Origin of the sequence: Altererythrobacter sp. TH136 (assembly GCF_007065885.1) — a bacterium.
In the GTDB taxonomy this organism is placed as follows: Bacteria; Pseudomonadota; Alphaproteobacteria; order Sphingomonadales; family Sphingomonadaceae; genus Tsuneonella.
On record NZ_CP041409.1, the window covers coordinates 942803 to 965422 of the forward strand.

The 22620-nt window shown below is 63.3% G+C and carries 25 protein-coding genes and 1 tRNA gene; 7 read left to right on the forward strand and 19 right to left on the reverse strand.

All coding sequences use genetic code 11. The annotated features are described in order from the left end of the window. Positions 1-3 precede the first annotated feature (3 nt). The 9 genes from C0V74_RS04610 to C0V74_RS04650 form a co-directional block, all read right to left on the reverse strand. On the reverse strand, positions 4-573 hold the full coding sequence (locus C0V74_RS04610) for a type 1 glutamine amidotransferase domain-containing protein (protein ID WP_143250827.1): 570 nt from the start codon (positions 571-573) through the stop codon (positions 4-6). 31 nt (positions 574-604) lie between these two features. After that, positions 605-1744, reverse strand: a complete 1140-nt coding sequence (locus C0V74_RS04615; RefSeq protein ID WP_143250828.1) for a glutathione-independent formaldehyde dehydrogenase — start codon at positions 1742-1744, stop codon at positions 605-607. Between the two features lie 335 nt (positions 1745-2079). Further along, positions 2080-2499 carry a heme-binding protein gene (locus C0V74_RS04620; protein WP_143250829.1) on the reverse strand — a complete coding sequence of 140 codons (420 nt, stop codon included), beginning with the start codon at positions 2497-2499 and terminating at the stop codon, positions 2080-2082. 112 nt (positions 2500-2611) lie between these two features. Next, on the reverse strand, positions 2612-2905 hold the full coding sequence (locus C0V74_RS04625; RefSeq protein WP_143250830.1) for an antibiotic biosynthesis monooxygenase: 294 nt from the start codon (positions 2903-2905) through the stop codon (positions 2612-2614). A gap of 110 nt (positions 2906-3015) precedes the next feature. Continuing rightward, positions 3016-3756, reverse strand: coding sequence for an SDR family oxidoreductase (locus tag C0V74_RS04630; RefSeq protein WP_062344848.1), 741 nt, complete (start codon positions 3754-3756; stop codon positions 3016-3018). Positions 3757-3832: 76 nt separating this feature from the next. Beyond that, complete coding sequence (locus tag C0V74_RS04635; protein ID WP_143250831.1) at positions 3833-4984, reverse strand: L-dopachrome tautomerase-related protein; 1152 nt, start codon at positions 4982-4984, stop codon at positions 3833-3835. Beyond that, on the reverse strand, positions 4981-6087 hold the full coding sequence (locus tag C0V74_RS04640; RefSeq protein ID WP_168194152.1) for an NADH:flavin oxidoreductase/NADH oxidase: 1107 nt from the start codon (positions 6085-6087) through the stop codon (positions 4981-4983). The genes C0V74_RS04635 and C0V74_RS04640 overlap by 4 nt, the downstream gene beginning before the upstream one ends. Beyond that, entirely contained in the window at positions 6087-6545 is a 459-nt protein-coding gene (locus C0V74_RS04645) for a VOC family protein (RefSeq protein WP_143252164.1), read from the reverse strand. Before C0V74_RS04645 ends, C0V74_RS04640 begins: the two co-directional genes overlap by 1 nt. Then, on the reverse strand, positions 6545-7240 hold the full coding sequence (locus C0V74_RS04650) for a type 1 glutamine amidotransferase domain-containing protein (RefSeq protein WP_143250833.1): 696 nt from the start codon (positions 7238-7240) through the stop codon (positions 6545-6547). The genes C0V74_RS04645 and C0V74_RS04650 overlap by 1 nt, the downstream gene beginning before the upstream one ends. A 210-nt stretch (positions 7241-7450) precedes the next feature. Between C0V74_RS04650 and C0V74_RS04655 the strand changes: the two genes are divergently transcribed. From C0V74_RS04655 to C0V74_RS04665, 3 genes are all read left to right on the forward strand, one after another. Next, a complete protein-coding gene (locus tag C0V74_RS04655) occupies positions 7451-8329 on the forward strand; it encodes a LysR family transcriptional regulator (RefSeq protein ID WP_143250834.1) in 879 nt (292 codons plus the stop codon). Positions 8330-8655: 326 nt separating this feature from the next. Further along, positions 8656-8886, forward strand: a complete 231-nt coding sequence (locus C0V74_RS04660; RefSeq protein WP_143250835.1) for a hypothetical protein — start codon at positions 8656-8658, stop codon at positions 8884-8886. A 606-nt stretch (positions 8887-9492) separates the two neighbouring features. After that, the gene (locus tag C0V74_RS04665; protein WP_143250836.1) at positions 9493-9747 is read left to right on the forward strand and encodes a hypothetical protein; all 255 of its coding nucleotides are present in this window, start codon (positions 9493-9495) and stop codon (positions 9745-9747) included. Positions 9748-9751: 4 nt separating this feature from the next. Here the strand turns inward: C0V74_RS04665 and C0V74_RS04670 are convergent, their stop codons facing one another. The 7 genes from C0V74_RS04670 to aspS all read right to left on the reverse strand — a co-directional run bounded on the left by C0V74_RS04670 (position 9752) and on the right by aspS (position 15524). Continuing rightward, entirely contained in the window at positions 9752-9931 is a 180-nt protein-coding gene (locus C0V74_RS04670; RefSeq protein ID WP_143250837.1) for a hypothetical protein, read from the reverse strand. Positions 9932-10399: 468 nt separating this feature from the next. Next, a tRNA-Met gene (locus C0V74_RS04675) sits at positions 10400-10476 on the reverse strand. A 63-nt stretch (positions 10477-10539) separates the two neighbouring features. Further along, complete coding sequence (locus tag C0V74_RS04680) at positions 10540-11025, reverse strand: 2'-5' RNA ligase family protein (protein ID WP_246844966.1); 486 nt, start codon at positions 11023-11025, stop codon at positions 10540-10542. A gap of 26 nt (positions 11026-11051) precedes the next feature. Further along, positions 11052-12014: an endolytic transglycosylase MltG gene (gene mltG, locus C0V74_RS04685; RefSeq protein ID WP_143250839.1), complete on the reverse strand. Its 963-nt coding sequence runs from the start codon at positions 12012-12014 to the stop codon at positions 11052-11054. A 1-nt stretch (position 12015) separates the two neighbouring features. Beyond that, positions 12016-13278 carry a beta-ketoacyl-ACP synthase II gene (fabF, locus tag C0V74_RS04690; protein ID WP_143250840.1) on the reverse strand — a complete coding sequence of 421 codons (1263 nt, stop codon included), beginning with the start codon at positions 13276-13278 and terminating at the stop codon, positions 12016-12018. A 101-nt stretch (positions 13279-13379) separates the two neighbouring features. Beyond that, positions 13380-13616 carry an acyl carrier protein gene (locus tag C0V74_RS04695; protein ID WP_067683987.1) on the reverse strand — a complete coding sequence of 79 codons (237 nt, stop codon included), beginning with the start codon at positions 13614-13616 and terminating at the stop codon, positions 13380-13382. Between the two features lie 87 nt (positions 13617-13703). Then, on the reverse strand, positions 13704-15524 hold the full coding sequence (gene aspS, locus C0V74_RS04700; protein ID WP_143250841.1) for an aspartate--tRNA ligase: 1821 nt from the start codon (positions 15522-15524) through the stop codon (positions 13704-13706). A 165-nt stretch (positions 15525-15689) separates the two neighbouring features. Between aspS and rnd the strand changes: the two genes are divergently transcribed. Further along, positions 15690-16883 carry a ribonuclease D gene (rnd, locus tag C0V74_RS04705; RefSeq protein ID WP_143250842.1) on the forward strand — a complete coding sequence of 398 codons (1194 nt, stop codon included), beginning with the start codon at positions 15690-15692 and terminating at the stop codon, positions 16881-16883. Beyond that, the gene (locus tag C0V74_RS04710; protein WP_131624436.1) at positions 16880-17776 is read left to right on the forward strand and encodes a hydrogen peroxide-inducible genes activator; all 897 of its coding nucleotides are present in this window, start codon (positions 16880-16882) and stop codon (positions 17774-17776) included. The genes rnd and C0V74_RS04710 overlap by 4 nt, the downstream gene beginning before the upstream one ends. 23 nt (positions 17777-17799) lie before the next feature. Here the strand turns inward: C0V74_RS04710 and pgsA are convergent, their stop codons facing one another. Continuing rightward, complete coding sequence (gene pgsA / locus C0V74_RS04715) at positions 17800-18405, reverse strand: CDP-diacylglycerol--glycerol-3-phosphate 3-phosphatidyltransferase (RefSeq protein ID WP_131624434.1); 606 nt, start codon at positions 18403-18405, stop codon at positions 17800-17802. A gap of 110 nt (positions 18406-18515) precedes the next feature. Between pgsA and C0V74_RS04720 the strand changes: the two genes are divergently transcribed. Then, positions 18516-19823, forward strand: coding sequence for an MFS transporter (locus C0V74_RS04720; RefSeq protein ID WP_143250843.1), 1308 nt, complete (start codon positions 18516-18518; stop codon positions 19821-19823). A 353-nt stretch (positions 19824-20176) separates the two neighbouring features. On the opposite strand, the gene C0V74_RS04730 is transcribed toward C0V74_RS04720, so the two are convergent. Then, positions 20177-20347, reverse strand: coding sequence for a CsbD family protein (locus C0V74_RS04730; protein ID WP_143250844.1), 171 nt, complete (start codon positions 20345-20347; stop codon positions 20177-20179). An 80-nt stretch (positions 20348-20427) separates the two neighbouring features. Continuing rightward, a complete protein-coding gene (locus C0V74_RS04735) occupies positions 20428-20841 on the reverse strand; it encodes an EVE domain-containing protein (RefSeq protein ID WP_143250845.1) in 414 nt (137 codons plus the stop codon). Between the two features lie 147 nt (positions 20842-20988). Between C0V74_RS04735 and C0V74_RS04740 the strand changes: the two genes are divergently transcribed. Next, on the forward strand, positions 20989-22605 hold the full coding sequence (locus tag C0V74_RS04740; protein ID WP_143250846.1) for an EAL domain-containing protein: 1617 nt from the start codon (positions 20989-20991) through the stop codon (positions 22603-22605). Positions 22606-22620: the final 15 nt, after the last annotated feature.

Here is a 22620-nt window from a genome sequence, read left to right on the forward strand (position 1 = left end):
GTCTTAATTCCCTGCTGCGAGCGCTCCGCCCGCACCTTCTGCGATTTCCTCAACGAGTTTGGCACAGAAGGCGGGCAGATCATCGGGATCGCGGCTGGTAACAAGGCCGTTGTCGACCACGACTTCCTGATTGGTCCATGCACCGCCGGCGTTCTCGATATCGACCTTCAGCGTCGGGTAGGACGTCAAGGTGCGACCCTTGAGCACACCCGCCTCGATCAATGTCCAGGGTGCGTGGCATATAGCCGCAACAGGTTTTTTCTGATCGAAGAAAGCCCGGATGAAACCGATTGCCTCGACGTTGCCGCGCAGCTTGTCTGCACCGACAGTCCCTCCGGGCACAACAAGCCCGTCGAAATCGTCGGCTTTGACCTCGGAAAACGTCTTGTCGATCGTATAGCTACCGCCCTCGTCGAGATCGCTATTGACTGTGCGAGCCTTGCCCGATTCAAAACTGACCACGGTCACTTTGCCACCAGCGTCCTCGACAGCTTGCTTGGGCTTCGAGAATTCCGGTTCTTCCGTCCCGCGGGGTGCGATCAGAATGGCAACTGATTTGCCTTCTAAAGTCATGCTTTATTTCCTGTTCCGTCGAAGGCTAAGGTCAGGTGCCCGGCTTTAGCACGACCTTCGTCCAACCAGCATCGCGCTCGTCGAAATGCTTGTAGGCGTCGGGTGCCTGATCAAGCGGCAGTCGGTGCGAGATGATTTGGGCAGGATTGGCCCGGTCTTGCTCGATAAGCTTCATCAGTCGCCGGTTGTAGTGCTTCACATTGCACTGACCGGTGCCGATCTTCTGGCCCTTGAACCAGAAGTTGCCGAAGTCGAACGCCATCTTGCCTTCCTTCTGGAGATCGTCGGGCGCGTTCGGGTCTTCCGGAATGAACACGCCGACGACGCCGATCCCGCCGGTGGCCTTCGTGCTTTTGACGAGGCAGTTCATCGTGTAATTGCTGCGCTCCTTGCCGTGGCGATCGCAACACTGATACCCGACCGCCTCGACCCCCCGGTCGGTCCCGAGGCCGCCGGTCGCGTCAAGGATCTGCTGGGCGGGATCGCCCTTGCGCAGGTCGATCGGAATAGCGCCCATCGCCTCGGCCAGTTTCAGGCGGTCATCGTGAGAATCGACCACGAAGATCTGAGAGGCACCGCGGATTTCGGCTGAATGCGCGGCCATCAAACCGACCGGACCGGCGCCGTAGATCGCGATGCTTTCGCCGGGCAGGAAACCTGACAGTTCGACGCCATGCCAACCCGTCGGGAAGATGTCGGAGAGCATGACATAGTCATCCTCCTTCTCCTCGGCGTCCTCAGGCAGCTTCAGACAATTGAAGTCCGCATAAGGAACGCGCATCAACTCGGCCTGACCACCTTGCCACGGACCCATCTCGGCAAAGCCATACGCTGCGCCGGCGGTTCCAGGGTTGGTCGTGAGGCAAAAACCCGTCAAACCGCGTTCGCAATTTTCGCAGAAACCGCAACCGACGTTGAACGGCAAGCACACGCGATCGCCCTTCTTGATACGATCTACGGCTGCGCCGACTTCGACGACCTCGCCAAGGTTTTCGTGACCGAAGACCTTGCCCTTCTCAAAGCTGGTACGGCCCTCATACATGTGAAGGTCCGACCCGCAGATATTGGACGTGGTCAGCCGGATGATAACATCGGTCTGCTTTACGATCTTGGGATCATCGATGGTATTGACAGAAACATCTTTTGGCCCGTTGTACACGACAGCTTTCACGGATCTTTTCCTTTCGCAGCTATTCTCAACGCGTTATTAAATTGAGAGCTTGCTGATGATCCGGGCCATCGCAACGGCGGAGGACATCGTACCCTTCCAAGTGATCTCAGTTTCCTGAACCTCCTGCTACCTGGGAGGTTCCTTCCCGTAGGGCCGTCCTGGAATCGATTTCCGGCGGTTTTCTGGATGACTGGGCCAGAACCGGCCGAATAACGCGCCTAACAAAGGCGACCCGCGCCGCGCGGGAGGCGCGCCCGGCGCCCGAGCCCGCCGCCGTCGACTGAACCCCTGTCGACTGAGCCGGCTCCGCCGCGCCCGCCACCGCGCTTCAAGGCTCAGCCGTGCGCGAAAGCCCGCGCCGCCGCCTCGGCCACGCCCTGGTCCTGCTTGCCGGTGCCGCCCGACACGCCCACCGCGCCGATCACCGTCTCGCCCACCTTGATTGGCACGCCCCCGGCGAAGATCATCACCTTGCCGTCGTTGGAGGCATGGATGCCGTAGAAGTCGGCGCCCGGCTGGGCGAGATTCGCAAGCCCCTTGGTCTCGACGTCGAACGCGCGCGCCGTCCATGCCTTGCCGATCGCGATGTCGACGCTGCCGCGCCACGCATCGTCCATCCGCGCAAACGCTAGGAGGCAGCCGCCCGCGTCGACCACCGCGATGTTCATCGGGTTGCCGATCCGCTCGGCCTCCGCGATCCCCGCATCGATGATCGTCCGCGCGTCGTTGAGGTCGAGCGTCTGGGTGGTGCGCATGAAGTATCTCCGTGGCTGGTTCGGGGAAAGCCGCTCAACGCACGCCGCCGCGCCCGGGGTTCCACCCTAACCCGGGCGATGAGAGCGACGCGCTAGGGTGCCGACCGCTCGGCTATTTCGCGGCCAGTAGGGTGAACTTGTGAGTCTGCGGCGGTTCAGAAAACAGTTCTTCTGCCTTGTCCATCAGTGCGGCGGCAACCTTGCCGTCAAGATGGGCCTGCCGATCCTCCTCTGTGTCGAACGTATCGAAGATCGCGTACGCACCGGGACCTTCCTCGATCGCATACCAGGTCAAAGTGCCCGACTCAGCTTGAACGAGCGGCAATGCCGAGGTCAGGAAGTCGGCGACATCGCGCTCTTTTCCGGGCTTGGCCTTCAGCGGTACATACAGGGCAAGTTTGGGCATAAATGACTCTCAAGTGAAACGGACAGATATTATTCGGCAAAGTAACCGACGAGCGGGCCGGTACGTTCCCCATGAGGCGAAGCACACGCGGCCCCGCCTCCTCGTCGAAATCAGAACTCTTGTGCGGTCGGCCGGATGACGATCGCGTTGACGTCGACGTCATCAGGTTGTTCGACAGCGAACGCGATAGCACGCGCCACCGATGCCGCCGGGATGGCCTGCTTGTAGAAGTCCAGCACCGTCTCGGCAGCCGTGCCAGAGGTCGTGAACTTCAGATCGCTTTCGACAGCTCCTGGCTCGATTGACGTGACCCGGACCTTTTCCCCCACCTCGTGGCGCAAGCCCTCGCTGATCGCGCTGACTGCGAACTTGGTGCCGGAGTAGACCGTGCCGCCCGGTGCGAAGACCTTGATGCCCGCAACCGAGCTCAAGTTGATGATGTGACCGCTGCCCTGCTCGAGAAAACCGGGAAGCGCCGCCGCGATGCCGTAGAGCGTACCCTTCAGATTGACGTCGATCATCTGGTCCCACTCGTCGGTGTTGACCTCGGCCATCGGACGGATCGGCATCAGCCCGGCGTTGTTGATCAGCACGTCGAGGCGGCCGAAGTCGGCAATGATTGCGGCGACGACGGACTGGACCGCCGATTTGTCGGTCACGTCCAGCGCGTAGCTACGTGCCGTGCCACCGTTTGCGGCGATGTCCGCGACGACCTCGTCGAGCCTGTCCTTGCGCCGCGCGGCGATGGCCACCTTGGCGCCGCGTTCCGCGAGAAGACGCGCGGTTTCCGCGCCGATGCCGCTGCTGCCGCCGGTTATGAGAACGACCTTGCCTTCGATACCCTTGGTCATGATTGTATTCCTTCAAGTCAGTTGTTGATTTTTCGCCGGATGGCGGCCCCGCGCGAGCCTGCCCGGCCTGATGGGATCACTGAGAGCGCAACAGTACGGGCCCGGCGCCCACCCGGATGCGGAGCAGCTCGTAGGGCTTGCGGCGCAAGTCCCGCCCGCCGTGGAAGCCTGGCTGGCGGTGAAGCTGGTTGGCGGTGAAGTAGAGGTAGCCGTCGGTGCCGATCGACAGCGTGTCGGGCCAGCTGATGCGCGGGTCGCTGACCACCGTCGTCCAGCGGCCCTGGTCGAGCACGCGGATCGCGTTGTTCTCGTAATCGCCGGCGAACACGCGGCCCCGGTCGTCTTCGGCAATCCCGTCCGAGGCGCCTTTGCGCCCAAGGCTGGGGACCGCGCGGGCCAGTTCCTCTTCGGACACCGAAGGGTCGCGCAGCAACGCCGTGGGGATCGCGTGCAGCGTACGGCCCGACAGTGGACCGTAATACAGCAGGCTGCCGTCGGCGCTGAGCGCAATCGCGTCGCTTGCGATCGTGACCGGCGTCGCGGGGCCGTCGGCCGGGCGGTTCATGAGCACCGCGCCGTCGACAAACGGGGTGAAGCCGGGCTCGGGGTTGGTCGTCGCATGGTTCGACAGGCGCCGGATCGCACGCCCGCTGGCGATATCGACGACGATGATGCCGCCGATCCCCTCGTTGCTGCTGTCGGTGATGTAGGCGACGCCCTCGGCACCCTGACGCAGATCGAAGCGCACGTCGTTGAGGTAGGTCGTGGGCAGCACCACGCTGGGCGGCAGGACGATCGTCTTCACCACCCGGTCGGTCGCAAGGTCGATTGCCACCAGCTTTGCACCGCCGGCCTGCGGCTGAGAGAATTTGGGCGCCGCCGTGTCGAGCACCCAGAGGCGGTTGGCGCCGTCGGCCACCACGCTCTGCACCGAGATGAAATGCCCCGCCGGGTCGGCCGGATCGGGACGGTTGGTCGCGGCGTCGGGATAGGGCACCGCCTTGCCGTCGACCAGTTCGGCCACCGTGAACGGCGCGTTGTCGCCCCATTGCGGGAAGTTGACGAAAATGCGCCCGTTGGGGGCGACGGTCACGCCAGTCGGCATCGCGCCATCGAAGGTCGCGACCTGTTCGATCTGGGGCGCGGATGCACCCTCGCGGGTCGTCGCGCAGGCGGCGAGCGAGAGGGCCGCGCCAGCGGCAAGAAGCAGTTTGACGGAGATTTTCATGGTGTCATTTCCTTGAGGATGCTGCCCGCCTCGGGGGGCTCGGACCGGAGGTATTGCGGCGGCGCCTTGACCGATGCGCCAAGCGCGGTGGCGGCGTGCCAGGGCCAGCGCGGATCCCACAGCGCAGCGCGGGCTATCGCTATGGCGTCGGCATGCCCGTCTTCGAGGATGCGCTCCGCCTGGTGCGGATCGGTGATCATTCCGACCGCCACGACAGGCATGGCGACCGCGTCCTTGACCGTCCGCGCCAGCGGCACCTGATAGCCGGGACCGACAGGGATTTGCTGGCGCGGGTCGAGGCCGCCGCCGGAGACGTGGATTGCCGAACAACCGCGCCGCTCCAGCTCCTGTGCAAACCGTGCGGTTTCTTCCGCTGTCCAGCCGCCTTCAACCCAATCGGTCCCCGAAACGCGAACGGTGACCGGGCGGTCGGCGGGAAACGCTTCGCGCACGGCATCGAACACTTCGAGTGGGAACCGCATCCGGTTGTCGAGGCTGCCGCCGTATTCGTCGCCGCGCCGGTTGGAGATCGGCGAAAGAAACTCGTGGAGCAGATAACCATGCGCCGCGTGGATCTGGATGGCTTCGATGCCGAGCCTGCCGGCGCGCCGGGCGGCATCCGCGAACGCCTCCCGGATGCGGGAAAGCCCTGACTTGTCCAGTTCGACAGGGGGATGGTCGTCCGAAGCGAAGGGAATGGCGCTGGGTGCCACGGTCTGCCAGCCATTCTCCGTATCGGGGGCGATCTGCGCTCCGCCGTGCCACGGCTTGGCGCAGCTCGCCTTGCGGCCGGCATGGGCCAGCTGGATGATCAGCGGCATGTCCGACCACCGGCGCACACTTTCGAGCACGCTTCGCATCGCCGCTTCGGTACGGTCGTCGTAGAGGCCGACGTCACCGTAGGTGATGCGCCCTTCCGGGCTGACCGCGGTCGCCTCTATCGTCAGCGCGCCCGCGCCCGAGAGCGCCAACTGGCCGAGATGCATCTGGTGCCAGTCGGTCATCGCGCCATCGACTGCCGAATACTGGCACATCGGCGCGATGACGATGCGGTTGGCGAGCCGCAGCCCGCCAACCTCAATCGGTTCGAACAAATTCGCCATCACCATTCGCCCGTGTTGGGCATGGAGGCCCAGGGTTCGACCGGAGCCTTGTGTTCGCCCTGCTGCAGCAGTTCGATCGAGATCCCGTCCGGAGAGCGGACGAACGCCATGTGCCCGTCGCGCGGGGGGCGATTGATCGTCACGCCGCCCGCCTGCAGCCGCGCGCAGATTTCGTAGATGTCGTCGACCTGATAGGCGAGATGGCCGAAGTTTCGGCCCCCCGTGTATGTCTCGGCAGGGCTGCCGTCCTCGGGCGGCCAGTTGTACGTCAGCTCGACCTCGGCATCGCCCTGCTCGCCGTCGCCGCGGAAACCCTCGTCGGCGGCAAGGTAGATCAGCGTGTAACGCCCGGCCTGGTTCTCCATGCGCCGGGTCTCCTTGAGACCCAGCAGCGTGAAGAAACGGATCGACGACTCTGGATCGGCGACGCGCAGCATGGTGTGGATATAGCGCATGATCAGGCGACCTTTTCCTTGAGGGCTTCCATCACGAGTTCCGCGGTGCGCGCCGCGCTGGCGGGGTTCTGACCGGTCACCAGATTGCCGTCGCGTAGGGCGAAGGGGGCAAAATCGGGGCCGCCCTCGTGCTTGCCCCCAAGTTCCTTGAGGCGCGTTTCGAGCAGGAACGGCACCGCCTGATCGAGGCCGACCGCGCGCTCCTCGCTGTCGGTGAAGCCCGCGACACGGCGGCCAGCCACGAGGGGCGTGCCATCGGCCTTCTTCGCCGAGACCAGCCCTGCCGGTCCATGACAGACGGCGGCGACGATCTTGCCTTCGCGGTCGAAGCGTTCGACCAGGCGGGCCAGTTCGTCGCTGCCGGGGTAATCGAACATGGTGCCGTGGCCACCGGGCAGGAACAGCGCGTCGTAGCCGGCGGGATCGATGCTGGTGAACACCGGCGTGCCGACAACCTCGGCCTTCAGGGCCTCGTCCTTCAGATAGCGCTCGACCGAAGCGTCGTTCTCGCCGTCGGCATTGACGCTGCGCTGGTCGACGGGGATGGCGCCGCCCTTGATCGAGGCAAGCGTCACCTCGGCACCCGCATCGCGGAAGGCATAATACGGGGTGGTAAGTTCCTCGAGCCAGACACCCGTCGGTTCGGTGCCGGGGGTCATGCGGTCGGCGGAGGTGGCCACCATCAGAATGCGGGTCATCGTCAATTGTCCTTTTCCGTTGACGTCGGGGACACGAGCAAACGCACCCGGCGCAGCCGCAACCGCCACAAAGAAAGCGGTGAGAGCTTTCAGCAGTTGGCGGCGATTTTGCATTCGATCGTTCCCTTCGGCAGCCTAGATACGCAGGGAACGGCATCATGAAATCCAGCGGGAATGGCGGACGGCCATAAATCCGCTTATGGAACCGCAATGTCCCTCCTGCAGTTGCGCACCTTCGTCGAAGTCTACCGCCGTCGTTCACTGAGCGAGGCGGCCCGGGCAATCGGCATCACCCAACCGGCGGCGTCGCAGCACATCGCATCGCTCGAGGCGCAACTGGGTCGTCCCTTGTTCGATCGACATTCGCGGGGTGTTCGACCGACCGCGATGGCCGACGACCTCGCGGCTTCGATCGGAAGCAGCCTCGACACGGCGGAATCAGCACTGGCCAGCGCGCGGGCCCGCTCGTCCCGCATTTCGGGCACGGTCCACATCGCCGCGCCGTCGGACCTGCTGGGAGAGATGATCACGCCCCGCTTGGCGCCGCTGCTGGATGCAGGGCTGGACCTGCGCCTGCATATCGGCGGGCGCGAGGCGCTCTATGCTTTGCTGCTCGAAGACAAGGTGCACCTGGCCGTCACCGCCTCGCAACCCGAAGATCCGCGGTTGGCCTTTCATGCGCTGGGCGAGGAACACCTGCGCGCCGTAGCCTCGCCCACCTTGGCGGGGCGGATTGCCGAATTGCCGCTGGTCGAAGGGCTCAATCAAACAGCCCACCTCGCCTACGATCTCGACCGGCCGTTGCTGCGGACCTGGCTCGAGGCAAACCAGATCGAGCTGACCAGCCAGCCCGCCTTGACCGCGCCCGACCTCAGGGTGCTACGGTCGGGATTGTGCGCGGGCCTCGGCTGGACGGTACTGCCCGGCTATCTCACCCGCGGCGAACGCTCGGCCTGCACGCTGATCGAGATACCCGCCCCAGTCACGGTGCCGCGCAACGCTTACTACCTCGTCTGGGCACGCTCATCGCTGCGACACCCGCGGGTGGCGATGGCGCGCGACGCCCTGATCGCTGCACTCCCAATATGATTGTGGTGACGGCTATTAAGCCGGGAGCGCAATGTCGGGTCTGAACCAGTTGAGCGCTGGCTGAACGAATGGCGATTTTCGGGATCGTCGGCGACAAGGCCGTACGACCGAAATTGAGCGCAGAGCAGACGGCCGCTATCTGTCTCCAGATCGGCTCCACCTAGATCCGAGCGCGCGCGGTGGCGCCTAATGGATTTGGCCGTTCACAACCCGCCTAGGCCACCGTTCGCCGCCGCAGAGGTGCTGCTGGCCGATTAGGTTCGCAGAACGGGCACTATCTTTCATTCCATCAGTTCGAACCATTCCGGCGGAGAAAAGGAATTCCTATGAGTATCTCGAACAAATTAGCGGCTGCACTTGCCGCAGGTTCACTTGTCGCAGCGCCAGTGGCCGCTCAGGCCGCACCTCGCGCCTCAGCACCCGTGACCGAAGAAAGCGAGATGAGCGGCAATGGGCTGGCTTGGTTTGGGATCGCGGCCGCGATTGCCGTTGTTGTTCTCGCGGTCATTGCTGCCACGAACGGCGATGATGATGATGATAACTCCGTAAGCGCCTAAGTTTCGTACCACCTGGCTTTATCTCGAAGCGAAGCCATCGTGGGAACCGAGCGTGGATGGAGTAGCTCTTCTGCACTCCATCCACGCTTACAATACACTCACCTTCGCTAGGGGCATCAGACCCGCAAAGCACCATGGTGAACTCAAGCTCTGCGCGATCATGCCGGGGCATGTCGCAAGCTAGGCGGACTGGTGCGTTGCAGGGAGGTGCTCAACTGGCAGGGACGCAGCGATATTCCCGCGCGTAATTAACCTGCTTAGGCCCGCTATCGCATTCAAGCACTCGACGTAGTCGCCAGCATAACCGAAGATGAGGCCGACACGCTCCCATTCGTTCGCGATGTTCTTCATCTCGATCCAACGATCGGTGTCGGTGCCTACCTCGTTGCCTTCAACTTGGCTCACAAGACCGTTGACGCCAGGTATGTCTTCAGGCTCCTCATTGCAGCTTACGAGAATTCCCGCCAGCGCGAGCGATTATCGCCCTCATGCGTTTCTCCGTCTTTGCTGGCCTCGCCAGCTCCCTAGCTCCTTCAAGCGAAGTTCGACGCTGCATTCTAACGCGGGCGCTTGCACCGTGTTCCGCTTTCGTTCTAGCCGAGAGGCATGGGCTTCCAGCGAATCAACACCCTCTCCGACATTGCCAAGCGGGGGTATTGGCTGAAGCTCACCTGCAAGTGCGGACACATGCGCCGCTGCGATCCTGACAAGCTGCTAGAGCGCCTGATGCGCCGCGGTGCCGACACACGGCTGTCGCACCTGGCAAAGAACATGAAGTGCGGGATGTGCGGCAGGAAGGACTTTGAGGCGACGCATTGCGAGGGGGCGGCCGATCGCTTCGCGATAAGGTGCGCGGCCTAGAAGATCATCTCTGACGCGCAAGTGCCTCGCGCGCCAGAGCGGACAAATACTCGGCATCGCGAATGATCTCATCGTCACCAGTTGCTCGGCATTCGATGAGGTAGCTTTCGATGCTCTCCTCGCTGGATAAAGTTGCCCAGTTGAACGCGCTTGCCGCTGGTTTCCCGCTACCGTCGTTGCCCATGCCGCACCCCCACCGTTAGGATGAAGCTAACCCCCTCAGTCGCTGAACGTAAAGAGCGGGTTAGGAGGTGGACCGGCTTGGAACGCTTTGGGGGCAACGCGGCAATACGGGTTTATGCGGATCATAGCGTTGACGGCGTCGCACCCTGCTCAGTCTAGAAGAGATCCGGGGCGCCGATGTAATACGATTGCCCCTAACGATCGGCGGCGCCCCAATCCTGTAGTCATGCTCTATCCCCACGCGAGCGGGCTAAGTTGCCGAAAGAGAGCGACGCGGAGTTCGCGATGTTAGCCCACTAACAGCGCTTTCACCACCTCACCCATGCTGCACTCGTGTTGCACGGACTCGCCGGAAGCCACGGAAAAGCGGGGTAAATCAAAGAACTGCGATGCATTGTGGCGCAACGTGTTCTAAGCGGCGTCGCTACATCAGCGCCTACCTAAGTCTCTGATTTCGCAGCACGAAGAATGGTAGCGGAGGAGGGACTTGAACCCCCGACACGCGGATTATGATTCCGCTGCTCTAACCAGCTGAGCTACTCCGCCCCAGGGGCAGGCCCGGCGCGAGGCCCGGACAGGCGGCGCACTTAGGTTGGCCGCTCCGCCTGGTCAACCGCGGAATGACCAGCGTTTCGCCAGTTCCCACGGACCGCCGCGATACCGGTGCAGCGCCAGGCCGGCGAAGGTAAAGCCGAGCGGCACGATGACGGTGGCAAGCTGTGCCTGGAGTGCCTTCGCCTTGGTGCTGGTGACCTTGTTCTGGATCGTCACGTGAAGCCTGGGGACTTGCTGGTCCTGCGGCGTCAACAGTCCATGAAAGCGCTCGGCGATGCGTTCGCGCAGGTCGAGCATGGTAGGGCTTGAAAGCTTAAGCGCAGTGCCGCCGCCGAGCGACATGATGCCCTCAAGCCGTGCAGGCACTGGCCGTGCACGCGCTTCACTGGCGAGCAGGTCGCGGAGTTCGTCTTCGTATTGCGGCGGCAGCGCATGGAACAGCGTCACGTGCGCCGCTAAGTGGTTGCGCTCCGGCGGGAAATGCTCGCGCCGCAACTGGTCGGCGCGCGACTGCAGCGCCTCGGGCAATTCGGCAGTCACGATCAGCGGCGCGAGATCGCGCCCGCTCAGTCGAGTTCTCCGCGCGCGCGGCGGATGGCGAACCAGCGTTGCACGTTAGCGTTGTGCTCGGCCAAGGTGTTGGCGAATACATGCCCGCCCTTGCCATCGGCGACCATGAACAGCGCCTGCGTCTGCGCAGGATCAAGCACCGCGGCGATGCTTTCGCGGCCCGGGTTGGTGATCGGACCCACCGGCATCCCGCTCATGGTGTAGGTGTTGTAGCCATTCACCGCGGCGATCTCGCTCTGGCGGATGCGGCGCCCCAGCGGCTTGCCCTTGGTGATGGGGTAGATAATCGTCGGGTCGGCCTGCAACGGCATCCCCTGCTTGACCCGGTTGGAATACAGCCCGGCCACCATCCGCCGCTCGCTTGCAACGCCGGTTTCCTTTTCAACGATCGACGCCAGCGTCACCGCCTGCTCGGGGGTCGAAACCGCAATGCCGGGTTTCCGTTTCGACCAGGCCTCGGCGAGGTATTTCGTCATGGCCGTGCGCATCCGCGCCAGAACCGCTGTTCGCGCTTCGCCGCGCTCGAAATCGTAGGTGTCCGGGAGCACCGAACCCTCGGCAGGGACCGGGATCGGACCGGTCAGCAGAGGCTCGGCCATGAGCTTTTCGTAGACCATGATCGACGGCAGACCTTCAGGCACGGTGACGAACCGGCGAATGACCTGGCCGTGCTGTAGTGTGTCGAGAATGGCCGCGCCGCTCGCGCCCTCAGGGATCGCGAACTCCCCCCGCTGTACCGGATCGCCGCTGCCCAGTATCTTCGCCCGCAGCAGAAAGCTGCTCGAGGAACCGATCAGGCCTTCATCCTCAAGTTTGCCAGCGACCGAGGTCAGTGTCGCCCCATCGGGTACCGTAAAGGCCGTCTCCTTGCTGACGGTGCTCGCGCCGTACCAGCCCCACGCAAACCACGCGCCGACAATTACGCCGACCAGCGCCGCTGCAATCAGCAGGCGCTTCACGTCAGTCCTCGACCTTCTTGAAGATCACGCTTGCGTTGGTGCCGCCGAAACCGAAGCTGTTCGACAAGGCCGCGCGCACCTCCCGCTTCCTGGCGCGGTGCGGCACCAGATCGACGCCTTCGGTGCCCTCGTCCGGATCATCGAGATTCAGCGTCGGCGGTACGATCTGGTCGCGAATGGCGAGCACGCAGAAGATGCCCTCAACCGCGCCTGCGCCGCCAAGCAGGTGGCCGATCGCCGATTTCGTGCTGCTCATCGACGCGCCGTGAAGGTCGTCCCCCAGCACGCGCTTCACCGCGGCCAGTTCGATCGTGTCGGCCATCGTGGAGGTACCGTGAGCGTTGACATAATCGATGTCGCCCGGCTCCATGTGGGCCTTGCGCAGTGCCATCTTCATGGCGAGCTCGGCGCCCTTGCCTTCCGGATGCGGCGCCGTGACATGATAGGCATCGCCGGACAGGCCATAACCGACGACCTCGGCATAGATCTTCGCGCCGCGTGCCTTGGCGTGTTCGTATTCTTCCAGCACCATCACGCCCGCGCCTTCGCCCATCACGAACCCGTCGCGCCCCTTGTCATAGGGCCGGCTCGCCTTTTCGGGCTGGTCGTTCATGCTCATGTTGAGCGCCTTGGCCTGAGCGAAGCCTGCCAGGCCGAGCGGATTCAGCGTCGATTCCGCGCCGCCTGCGAGCATGATGTCCGCATCGTCATCGCGGATCATCCGCGCGGCGTCGCCGATCGAATGTGCGCCGGTCGAACAGGCGGTGACCACCGAATGGTTCGGGCCCATCAGCCCGTACTTGATCGATACCTGCCCGCTGGTCAGATTGATCAGCCGCCCGTGTACGAAGTGCGGGCTGACCCGGCTCGGCCCTTTTTCCTTCAGCACCAGCGATTCGCTTTCAATGCCCGGCAGGCCCCCGATGCCCGATCCGATGGAGACGCCGGTGCGCTCCTTCAAATCCTGGTCCATGTCTTCAAGACCGGCATCCTCGATAGCCTGGCCTGCGGCATCGATCGCGTAGATGATGAAAGGATCGACCTGGCGCTGGACCTTGAAGTCGACGCGCTTGTCAGGATCGAAGCCCCATTCGTGGTCCTTGGCCTTCACCTCGCCGGCGATCTTGGCCTTGTGGTCCGAAACGTCGAAACGCGTGATCGGGCCTATGCCGCTTTTCCCAGCAATCAGGTTTTTCCACGTGGTCTCGACGTCGGCACCCAACGGGGTGACGAGGCCCAGCCCGGTTACGACCACTCGGCGCATGCTAGTCTCCGTAAACGCGACAGGCCCGAACCCTGCAAAAGGGTACGAGCCTGTTCATGCCCCGCCGAACAGCCGTCAGGCGAGCACAGCGGGATGGGCAATCAGCCCTTGTGCTCTTCGATGTACTTGGTCGCATCGCCGACGGTGGTGATCTTTTCCGCCGCATCGTCGGGGATCTCGACGCCGAACTCTTCCTCGAAAGCCATCACGAGTTCCACGATGTCGAGGCTGTCGGCGCCCAGATCGTCGATGAAGCTCGCGTCCTGGGTGACCTTGTCGGCCTCGACGCCAAGGTGTTCGACGACAATCTTCTGCACGCGTTCAGCGGTATCGCTCATGAGTGTTTCCCTCTTGAGTTGGGGTTTCGAGTTACCTGTCGCCCTAATGAACACCGTTCAGGCTGGCAAGTGCCCGACAAGTTGCGTTCAACCGGCTTTTGGATCGACCAGGCTGTCCGGGTTCGGCACGGACGACTTGGGCTGATCCAGCGGGCGAATGTGTACGTCGCGCAGCTGCCGGGACGAGACTTCGCTGGGTGCGCCCATCATCAGGTCCTGAGCGCGCTGGTTCAGCGGAAAGGCGATCACTTCGCGGATGTTGGGCTCGTCTGCCAGCAGCATGACGATACGGTCGATACCTGGAGCCGAGCCGCCGTGCGGCGGGGCACCGAGCTTGAATGCCTCGATCATGCCGGAGAAGTTCGTATCTACATCCTCGCGGCTGTAACCGGCGATCTCGAACGCCTTGTACATGATGTCGGGCCGGTGGTTCCGAATGGCGCCTGAGGACAGTTCGTAGCCGTTGCAGACGATGTCGTATTGCCAGGCGAGAATGTCGAGCGGGTCGCTGGTCTCCAGCGCCTCCATCTCACCCTGCGGCATCGAGAACGGGTTATGGCTGAAGTCGACCTTCTTGGCGTCCTCGTCATATTCGAACATCGGAAAATCGACGATCCAGCAGAAGTCGAACCGGTCCTGTGGGATCAGGCCAAGCTCCTCGCCCACCCGGGTCCGCGCGGCGCCGGCCAGCTTGGCCGCATCCTTCTCCTTGCCGGCAGCAAAGAACAGGCCGTCGTTCTCGCCCAACCCCAGTTCGGCATAAAGCGCCTCCATGCCCTCGGCGCCATGGTTCTTGGCGATCGGACCCCCGAACTCGCCACCCTTGCGGGTAACGTAGCCCAGGCCAGCGAACCCTTCGCGGCGGGCCCAGTCGTTCATCTCGTCGAAGAACTTGCGGCTTTTCTCGTGCGTCGCGGGCGCGGGGATCGCGCGGACCACGCCGCCGCTGCCGACGATCTTCTCGAACAGACCGAAGCCCGAAGTCGTGAAGTGGCGCGAGACATCAGCGATGATCAGCGGGTTGCGCAGGTCGGGTTTGTCGGTGCCGTACTTCAGCAACGCCTCACGGTACGGGATGCGCGGGAAGCTGCCCGCCGGCGTCACCGTCTTGCCGTTCGCGAACTCCTCGAACACGCCTGCGAGAACCGGCTCGATTGCCTGGAACACGTCTTCCTGGGTGACGAAGCTCATCTCGAAGTCGAGCTGATAGAACTCGGGGCTGCGATCGGCGCGCAGATCCTCGTCACGGAAGCACGGCGCGATCTGGAAGTAACGATCAAAACCGGCGACCATCAGCAGCTGCTTGAACATCTGCGGCGCCTGCGGAAGTGCATAGAAGCGGCCCGGGTGCAGCCTGCTCGGCACCAGGTAGTCGCGCGCGCCCTCGGGAGAGGATGCACCAAGGATGGGCGTCTGGAACTCGGTAAATCCGTTGTCGATCATGCGCCGCCGCAGCGAGGCGATCACGTTCGAACGCAGCACGATGTTGGCGTGCACCCGCTCGCGGCGCAGATCGACGAACCGATATTTCAGGCGCGTCTCCTCCGGGTAGTCGTCAGCTGAATTGACGATCAGAGGCAAGTCTTCGGCCCGGCTCTGCACTGTCGCACCGCGCGCATAGACCTCGATCGCGCCGGTCGGCAGGTTGGGATTCACCGCCGCGTCGGCGCGCGATTTCACCGTGCCATCGATGGTGACCACTGATTCCAGCTTGAGCCGGTCGAGAACTCCCAGCGCCTCGCTGTCGCTATCGGCCACGATCTGGGTGATGCCGTAATGATCGCGCAGATCGACGAACAGCACGCCGCCGTGGTCACGCTTGTTGTGCACCCAGCCCGACAGGCGGACTGTCTCCCCCACGTCGGCCTTGGTCAGGGCGCCGCAGGTGTGAGTACGATAGGCGTGCATCTTAAGTTGTTCCAATTCCTGGGCGTTGAGGCTAGGGGCGCGTCGCGCGCGCATTCCATAGGCGGAAACGACGCGCGCTAACAGGGGAACGGCGGGGCTTTGTCAAGCAATGGCAGGGCGTCTCGGTCCCGGGGGCGGCACTCCGCTCAGCCCGAGAAAAGATTCATGAAGATACACGATCTTATTACCACTACCGACGTGCTCGCCGAACTGTGCGGGCGATTGGCGAAAAGCGATTTCGTCACCGTCGATACCGAATTTATGCGCGAGAATACCTACTGGCCGGAGCTGTGCCTGGTGCAGATCGCCAATTCGGAAGAAGCGGCAGCGATTGATCCGCTGGCGCCCGGGATCGACCTCGCCCCGCTCCTCGAGTTGCTGTGCGACAACGAGGACGTGCTCAAGGTATTCCATGCCGGCGGGCAGGATGTGGAGATCGTCTACAACCTCACCGGCAAGACCCCGCACCCCATTTTCGACACCCAGATCGCGACGATGGCGATCAGCCAGTCCGAACAGATCGGTTACGCCAATCTGGTCGAGAGCTGGCTCGGCTTCACCGTCGACAAGGGCGCCCGGTTCACCGACTGGAGCCGACGCCCCTTGACCGACCGCCAGATCGAATACGCGATCGGCGACGTCACGCATCTCGCTGATATTTTCCCGCGAATCCTGAAAAAGCTGATCAAGACCGGCCGTGGATCGTGGCTAGATGCGGAGATGGAGAAGCTCGCCGACCCGGCCAATTACGCCAATGACGCGGACGCGGCGTGGGAGCGCATCCGCCCGCCCAGCCGTAACGCCGCGGTGCTCGGTCGGCTCAAGGCGCTTGCCGCCTGGCGTGAGCAGGAAGCGCAGCACAAGAACATTCCGCGCGGCCGGATCATGCGCGACGAGACCCTAGCCGATCTGGCAAGTCATGCTCCCAAGCAGCAAGGCGACCTGGTCAAGGTGCGCGGGCTGTCCGCGGCGTGGAAGGACAACGACATCGGCAAGCGGCTGATGAAGGTGATCGAGGGCGCGGCGCCGCTCTCCGCAGACGAGATGCCGGACAAACCGAAACGCGGGGCGCCGCTTGGCAAGGAGGGGGCCCTGGTGGCCGACCTGCTCAAGCTGCTGCTCAAGATTCGCAGTCGGGAAATCGATGTCGCTGCCCGGCTGTTGACCCGGAGCGATGAAATGGAAGCGCTCGCCGCGGGGGTCCGCGACCTGCCGGTCCTGCAAGGCTGGCGCTATGAAGTATTCGGCAAGGACGCGCTTGAGCTGGTGGAAGGGCGACTAGGCTTCGGGGTCGAGAGCGGGCGCCTGAAGATGACCCGCATCCAGGACCCGGTACCCGGGGCGCCGACGGCGGAGTGAGCACGTACCTTCCCACCATAAAGCAGCTACAATACCTCGTCGCGCTTCACGAGCACGGCCACTTCGGGCGCGCGGCTGAGGCGAGTTTCGTCTCCCAGTCGACGCTGTCAGCCGGAATCCGCGAGCTTGAATCGCTCCTCGGTGTAACGCTGGTCGAGCGCAGCCGGCGGGTGGTGCGTTTCACGCCCTTGGGCGAACAGGTGGTCGCCAAGGCACACCGGCTGCTGCGTGAGGCGGAGGAACTGTCAGATCTCGTGCAGGCCAGCGGGAAGCCGCTCTCGGGCGAACTCAGGATGAGCGTGATCCCGACCATCGCGCCCTTCCTGCTACCCCGCATGCTGCCCCGACTGCGGCGCGAACGTCCCGCGCTCAAGTTGTTCCTGCGGGAGGAGACGACCGGCGACGCGCTCGAAAGCCTTCACCACGGCCGCGCGGATTGCGTGCTGCTTGCGCTACCCTACGCGACGGGGGAGATCGAAAGCGCGCACATCGCTGACGACCGGATTTTCGTGGCCTTTCCGAAGAATGATCCACGCGACCCGCCGGCGGAGATACCGCCAGCAATGGTCGACGATGCGCGACTGCTGCTGCTGGAGGATGGACATTGCTTGCGCGATCACGCGCTCGCCGCGTGCAACCGTCCCGAACTGCGCGCGAATGCGACCATGATCGGCACCTCGCTGCATACCCTCGTGCAGATGGTGGACAACGGCCTGGGCCTGACGATGCTGCCCGAAATGGCGATCGATGCGGGCATCCTGCACGAGACCGACGTCGTCGCCCGGCCCCTGAAGGGAAAGTCGGCCAAGCGCGAGATCGCGCTGGTTTGGCGCAAGAACAGCCCTCGCGCGGAGGAGTTCAGGCTGCTGGCCGAGGAGCTGCGGGCAGGCTGAACTCTCGCAAACTCACCGGAGCGCTAGTCCATGTGTTTGATGCCCACGCGCATATAGTCCCACCCGGTTATCAGCGTGAGCACTGCGGCCGCCCACAAGCTCGCAAGTCCGACCAGATGAACCCATTGATCGGCCAGGGGACCGCAATCGCCGCGCATAACGCAGGGAGCGCCGTGCACAGCCCCGCCCAGGATCAGCGCCCCTAGGCTGACGAGCTGAAAGGTCGTCTTCCACTTGGCCAGCCTGGACACCGGGATCGACACTTTCAGCGGTCCCAGAAATTCGCGCAAGCCCGACACCGCGATCTCGCGCACCAGAATGATGAGGCCAGCGATGACGTGCAGGTCGCCCACATACGGTCCGCGCATGTAGCCTTGCGCGGCGAGCACCAGGATCACCGCCGCCACCATGATCTTGTCCGCGATCGGATCGAGGAACTGGCCCAGTTTGCTGACCGTGCCCTGCGCGCGCGCCAGATAGCCATCGAGATAATCGGTGAAGCCGATTACGCAGTAGACGACGAAACCGATCGCGTAGCCCAGCCTCCAGTCAGGCCACCACAGCAAGAACGCGAGTAACGGGACCGCGAAGATGCGGCTCAAGGTGAGCAGGTTGGGCAAGGTCAGCATGCGCCATCGTCCGTAGACCAGCGAGCCGCGGTGCAAAAGTGTCCTTTGGCCTTGTGACCTGAGCGCGAGGCGCTAGACCCCTGCTCCGGAGCGGCAATCTCGGGACCTGCATGACTGTTTCCACGCACATGCTCCGGCGCCGGCGCTTCCTGCCGCTATTCATCACCCAGCTGCTCGGCGCCTTCAACGACAACCTTTACAAGACCGCGATGGTGCTGTTCGTCGTGTACAGCATCTACAATTCCGAAGAGGCGGAGGGAATGTTCAGCGCGGTCGCATCGGCCGTCTTCATCATTCCGTTCTTCCTGTTGTCAGCCCTCGCTGGCCAGCTTGCCGACATGCGCGACAAGGCCCGCATCATCCGCATCGTGAAAGCTTGCGAGATCGCCATCATGGGCGTGGGCGCCGTGGGCCTGCTGCTCGCGTGGAAGGGTATCCAGGTCCAAGCAGTGTCCATCCCGCTGCTGATGGTGGCGTTGTTTGCGATGGGAGTGCATTCGACCTTCTTCGGTCCGATCAAATACGCGATTCTGCCGCAGCATTTGGAAGAGCACGAGGTCCTGGCGGGAACCGGACTGGTGGAAGCCGGCACCTATATTGCCATCCTGTTCGGAACGATCCTGGCCGGATGGATCCCGGTGGAAGCGGCTGCGGCTTGCGTAGTTGTTACCGCCATCATCGGCTACCTGGCAGCACGTCAGGTGCCCGAAGCGCCAGCGCAGGGCGAAGTCGAACCGCTCGATTACCACGTCGTGCGCAGTTCCATCGCGCTGGTTCGCAATACCAGCCACGATCGTCGGGTGTTCCTCGCGATCATGGCCATCAGCTTCTTCTGGACCATTGGTGCGGTGCTGTTCATCCAGTTTCCCCCGCTGGTGAAGAACGTGCTCACCGCCAGCAAGGAGGTCGCCAGCCTGTTCTTGGTGATCTTCTCGATCGGCGTGGCGATCGGCTCGGTCTCGGTCAACGCGCTGCTCAAGGGGACGGTTTCGGCACGCTATTCACCCGTATCGGTCCTGATGATGGGCGCGTTCGTGCTGGCGTTCTATCTACTGTGCCGGGGGTGGACGGCTGAGCCTGTCGGCACGTTGCTCAATGTCGGGGAGTTCGTGTCGCATTCGCTCGCGATCCCGCTGCTGCTGAGCCTGCTGGGCATCGCAATCGCCGGCGGCATGTTTGTCGTTCCGCTCTATGCGTTCCTGACGACGTTCGTGCCCAAGACCCAGACAGCGCGAACAATCGCGGCAAACAACATCGTCAATTCGGGTGCCATGGTCGCCGGCTCGCTGCTGGCCGCCGGACTTACCGCAGCCGGACTCGACATCGTGCATCACCTGCTTCTGAGCGCGGCGATGTGCGTCGTATCTGCCTGGCTAGGCTTGCTTTTATTACGGGCGGAACGCGCCGCCCGGACCTAGACGATGAACACCGCCACGGCCGCCAGGCAAGCGAAGTAAGCACCGACGAAACCCTGCACGTCATCGCGGGAGATCACCCATGACGGGCGTGTCTCCACGACGGGACCGCCTCGGCAGACGTGCGGCGGGAGTGAAGCCCGGAACGGATGCCGGGCCGATTCATCGGTAAGAACAAGGGAGCGTCGCATGATGAAGGTGTTAACGGCACGGAAACCATTACGCTCCTTGCAATCTGGGGGCTGTCGCGCTGCGGGACGTTAAGCGTGTTCGTTGACCAAGCGTCACGATCGTCCACAGCAAAAAGGCCACCCAATCATGGGTGGCCCTTGCAATATATTCGGGTTCGAAAGTGGCTAGACCTTGTCGCCAAGGATGCCCTTCACTTCGCCCTTCAGGTTCTGGCCTTCGCCTTTGCGCTCCTGCGCGTGACCTTCGGCGCGCGTTTCGGCATCGCTCGACATCTGCTTCGCGTTGCCGGCGATCTCGTTACCGATGCCCTTGGCCTTGTCTTTCAGTTCGCCCATCTGGCTTCTCCTCGAGTATGTTCGACGGCTCAGCGCCGCCATCACCAACTCAACGGATGGGCACGGCAGAGCGTTCCGATTTAACCTTCGCCCATCGTCAGGATCTGCTCCCACTCCTCCGGTTCAAGCTCCGCGACGGAGAGCCGCGACTGGCGGATGATCTCACTCTCGCCAAGGGCCGGTTCGCTCTTGATGCTTGCAAGCGTGACAGGAGAGGCAAGCTTGCTGACCGGCCTGACTTTCACCGCAACCCACTTGCCCGTATCGTCAGTGGGATCAGGAATGGCGGCATGGCTGATCTCGACGATCCCGACGACCTCCTTGCCGATGTTCGAATGGTAGAAAAAGGCGCGGTCGCCCACTTTCATCGCGGCAAGGTTGTTGCGCGCGCGGTAGTTGCGGACGCCGTCCCACGTCCCCTCTCCCTCGGTGACCAGGTCATCCCAGCTGTATACGTCGGGTTCCGACTTCATCAGCCAATACCGGCGCGCCATGTCTCGATCTTCCTCCGCAAACGGGCGCAAGCAGCCTTAACCCGATTTTCAATCTCTTAGGGGATAGCCGGAGCTTCGCAACGACGGGGGTTCTTGTTGCCTGGCTCTAACGCCAACGCTGGTCAATCGCCATCGCACGCGCCCAAGATGGGCCGTGCGGAGCGTGATCTGGTCGCGCTCGGCATCGCGACTGCCGCGATCCTCCTGTTTGTCGGCACCGGCGGGATGGTCGTGCCGCAGGTCATCCACGCATGGCTGGGGGGCGGCAAGACGCCCGATCCGCTGCTGGTGTCCACCCTGCTGCTCAATATCGCGCTCGTGATCTTTGGCTGGCGCCGTTATGCGGAACTCACTTCCGAGATCGCCGAGCGCCGGAAGGCCGAGGAAATCGCCCGCCAGCTTTCCGAAATCGATCCGCTGACGGGCACGCTCAACCGGCGCAGCATCGGCCCGGCTACCGATCAATTGCTCACCGACGCACATGCCAGCGGGCGCCTCGCCGCTTTCGTGATGGTCGATCTGGACAACTTCAAGCTCGTCAACGATCTCAACGGGCACCTGGCGGGCGACGCCCTGCTTAAGCTGACTGCCGAGCGTATCCGGGCATTGCTGCCCAAGGATGCGCTCCTGGCGAGGCTGGGCGGGGACGAGTTCGCCTGCGTGGTGCCGTACGACGCCCGCAACCCCGATCGCATCGACCAGTTCGCCAGCCTGCTGATCGAGAGGGTGTCGCAGCCGTCGGAGTTCAACGGGCTTACTTTCGAAGTCACCGTGTCGGTCGGCATGGCGGCGGACATCCCGGGCCGAGCTCAGGGATCGCCGGTGCCGACTGACGCACAGACGCTGATCCATCGCGCCGACATCGCGATGTATCACGCCAAGAAACAGGGCAAGAACCGTTACTTTTGGTTCGAAGAGGCGATGGAGAGTGAACTGCGCTTCCGCAGCGAGCTCGAAACCGGCATCCGCCGCGGTATTCCGCGAGGCGAATTCGTCCCATTCTACGAACAGCAGATCGATCTTGCGACGGGGGAATTGACCGGCTTCGAGATGCTGGCCCGCTGGCGATCGCCGACGCTCAGCACGGTCAGCCCCGAAATCTTCATCCCCATTGCCGAGGAAATCGGCCTGATCGGCGAGCTAAGCGAGAACCTGATCGAACAGGCGCTCGAGGATGCCAAGGAGTGGGATCCCAAGCTTTCACTATCGATCAATATCTCGCCGGTGCAGCTGCGCGATCCTTGGTTTTCGCAAAAGCTGTTGCAGATGCTGGTACGCCATAGCTTCCCCCCGCAGCGGCTCGATATCGAGATTACCGAAAGCTGCCTGCACGAGAACATCGGCCTTGTCCGCTCGATCATCACGTCGCTGCGCAACCAGGGCGTCACCATCAGCCTGGACGATTTCGGCACCGGATTTTCCAGTCTGGCGCAGCTTCGCTCGCTGCCGTTCGATCGGCTCAAGATCGACCGGAGCTTTGTCTCGGAACTCAAGGACGGCGAAGACAGCGACAAGCTGGTCCAGGCGATAGTCTCGCTGGGCGACGGGCTGGAACTGCCGATGACCGCCGAGGGCATCGAGGATCCGACGATCCTCACCAAGTTGCAGAAGATGGGCGAATTGAAGGGCCAGGGCTATCTCTATGGCCGGCCCGAGGATGCTGGCGCGGTGCGCGCCCGCCTGGCATCGGCGGGACTGCTCGCCGCGCGGGCTGCTCCTGATGGCGAGTGCGTGCTGACTGACGGCCGACGAGCCGCGGGCTAATCGTCCTCGCCACTG

Coding starts and splice junctions, on each gene's coding strand:
- C0V74_RS04630 (WP_062344848.1), bottom strand. CDS start 3,756: ATGACCAAGGGTATCGAAGGCAAGGTCGTTCTCATAACCGGCGGCAGC.
- C0V74_RS04670 (WP_143250837.1), bottom strand. CDS start 9,931: ATGGGCAACGACGGTAGCGGGAAACCAGCGGCAAGCGCGTTCAACTGG.
- pgsA (WP_131624434.1), bottom strand. CDS start 18,405: ATGCTGACCTTGCCCAACCTGCTCACCTTGAGCCGCATCTTCGCGGTC.
- C0V74_RS04635 (WP_143250831.1), bottom strand. CDS start 4,984: ATGAAAATCTCCGTCAAACTGCTTCTTGCCGCTGGCGCGGCCCTCTCG.
- C0V74_RS04640 (WP_168194152.1), bottom strand. CDS start 6,087: ATGGCGAATTTGTTCGAACCGATTGAGGTTGGCGGGCTGCGGCTCGCC.
- C0V74_RS04650 (WP_143250833.1), bottom strand. CDS start 7,240: ATGACCCGCATTCTGATGGTGGCCACCTCCGCCGACCGCATGACCCCC.
- aspS (WP_143250841.1), bottom strand. CDS start 15,524: ATGCACGCCTATCGTACTCACACCTGCGGCGCCCTGACCAAGGCCGAC.
- C0V74_RS04720 (WP_143250843.1), top strand. CDS start 18,516: ATGACTGTTTCCACGCACATGCTCCGGCGCCGGCGCTTCCTGCCGCTA.
- C0V74_RS04620 (WP_143250829.1), bottom strand. CDS start 2,499: ATGCGCACCACCCAGACGCTCGACCTCAACGACGCGCGGACGATCATC.
- C0V74_RS04660 (WP_143250835.1), top strand. CDS start 8,656: ATGAGTATCTCGAACAAATTAGCGGCTGCACTTGCCGCAGGTTCACTT.
- C0V74_RS04665 (WP_143250836.1), top strand. CDS start 9,493: ATGGGCTTCCAGCGAATCAACACCCTCTCCGACATTGCCAAGCGGGGG.
- C0V74_RS04655 (WP_143250834.1), top strand. CDS start 7,451: ATGTCCCTCCTGCAGTTGCGCACCTTCGTCGAAGTCTACCGCCGTCGT.
- C0V74_RS04730 (WP_143250844.1), bottom strand. CDS start 20,347: ATGGGCGAACTGAAAGACAAGGCCAAGGGCATCGGTAACGAGATCGCC.
- rnd (WP_143250842.1), top strand. CDS start 15,690: ATGAAGATACACGATCTTATTACCACTACCGACGTGCTCGCCGAACTG.
- C0V74_RS04735 (WP_143250845.1), bottom strand. CDS start 20,841: ATGGCGCGCCGGTATTGGCTGATGAAGTCGGAACCCGACGTATACAGC.
- fabF (WP_143250840.1), bottom strand. CDS start 13,278: ATGCGCCGAGTGGTCGTAACCGGGCTGGGCCTCGTCACCCCGTTGGGT.
- C0V74_RS04610 (WP_143250827.1), bottom strand. CDS start 573: ATGACTTTAGAAGGCAAATCAGTTGCCATTCTGATCGCACCCCGCGGG.
- C0V74_RS04740 (WP_143250846.1), top strand. CDS start 20,989: ATGGGCCGTGCGGAGCGTGATCTGGTCGCGCTCGGCATCGCGACTGCC.
- C0V74_RS04625 (WP_143250830.1), bottom strand. CDS start 2,905: ATGCCCAAACTTGCCCTGTATGTACCGCTGAAGGCCAAGCCCGGAAAA.
- C0V74_RS04695 (WP_067683987.1), bottom strand. CDS start 13,616: ATGAGCGATACCGCTGAACGCGTGCAGAAGATTGTCGTCGAACACCTT.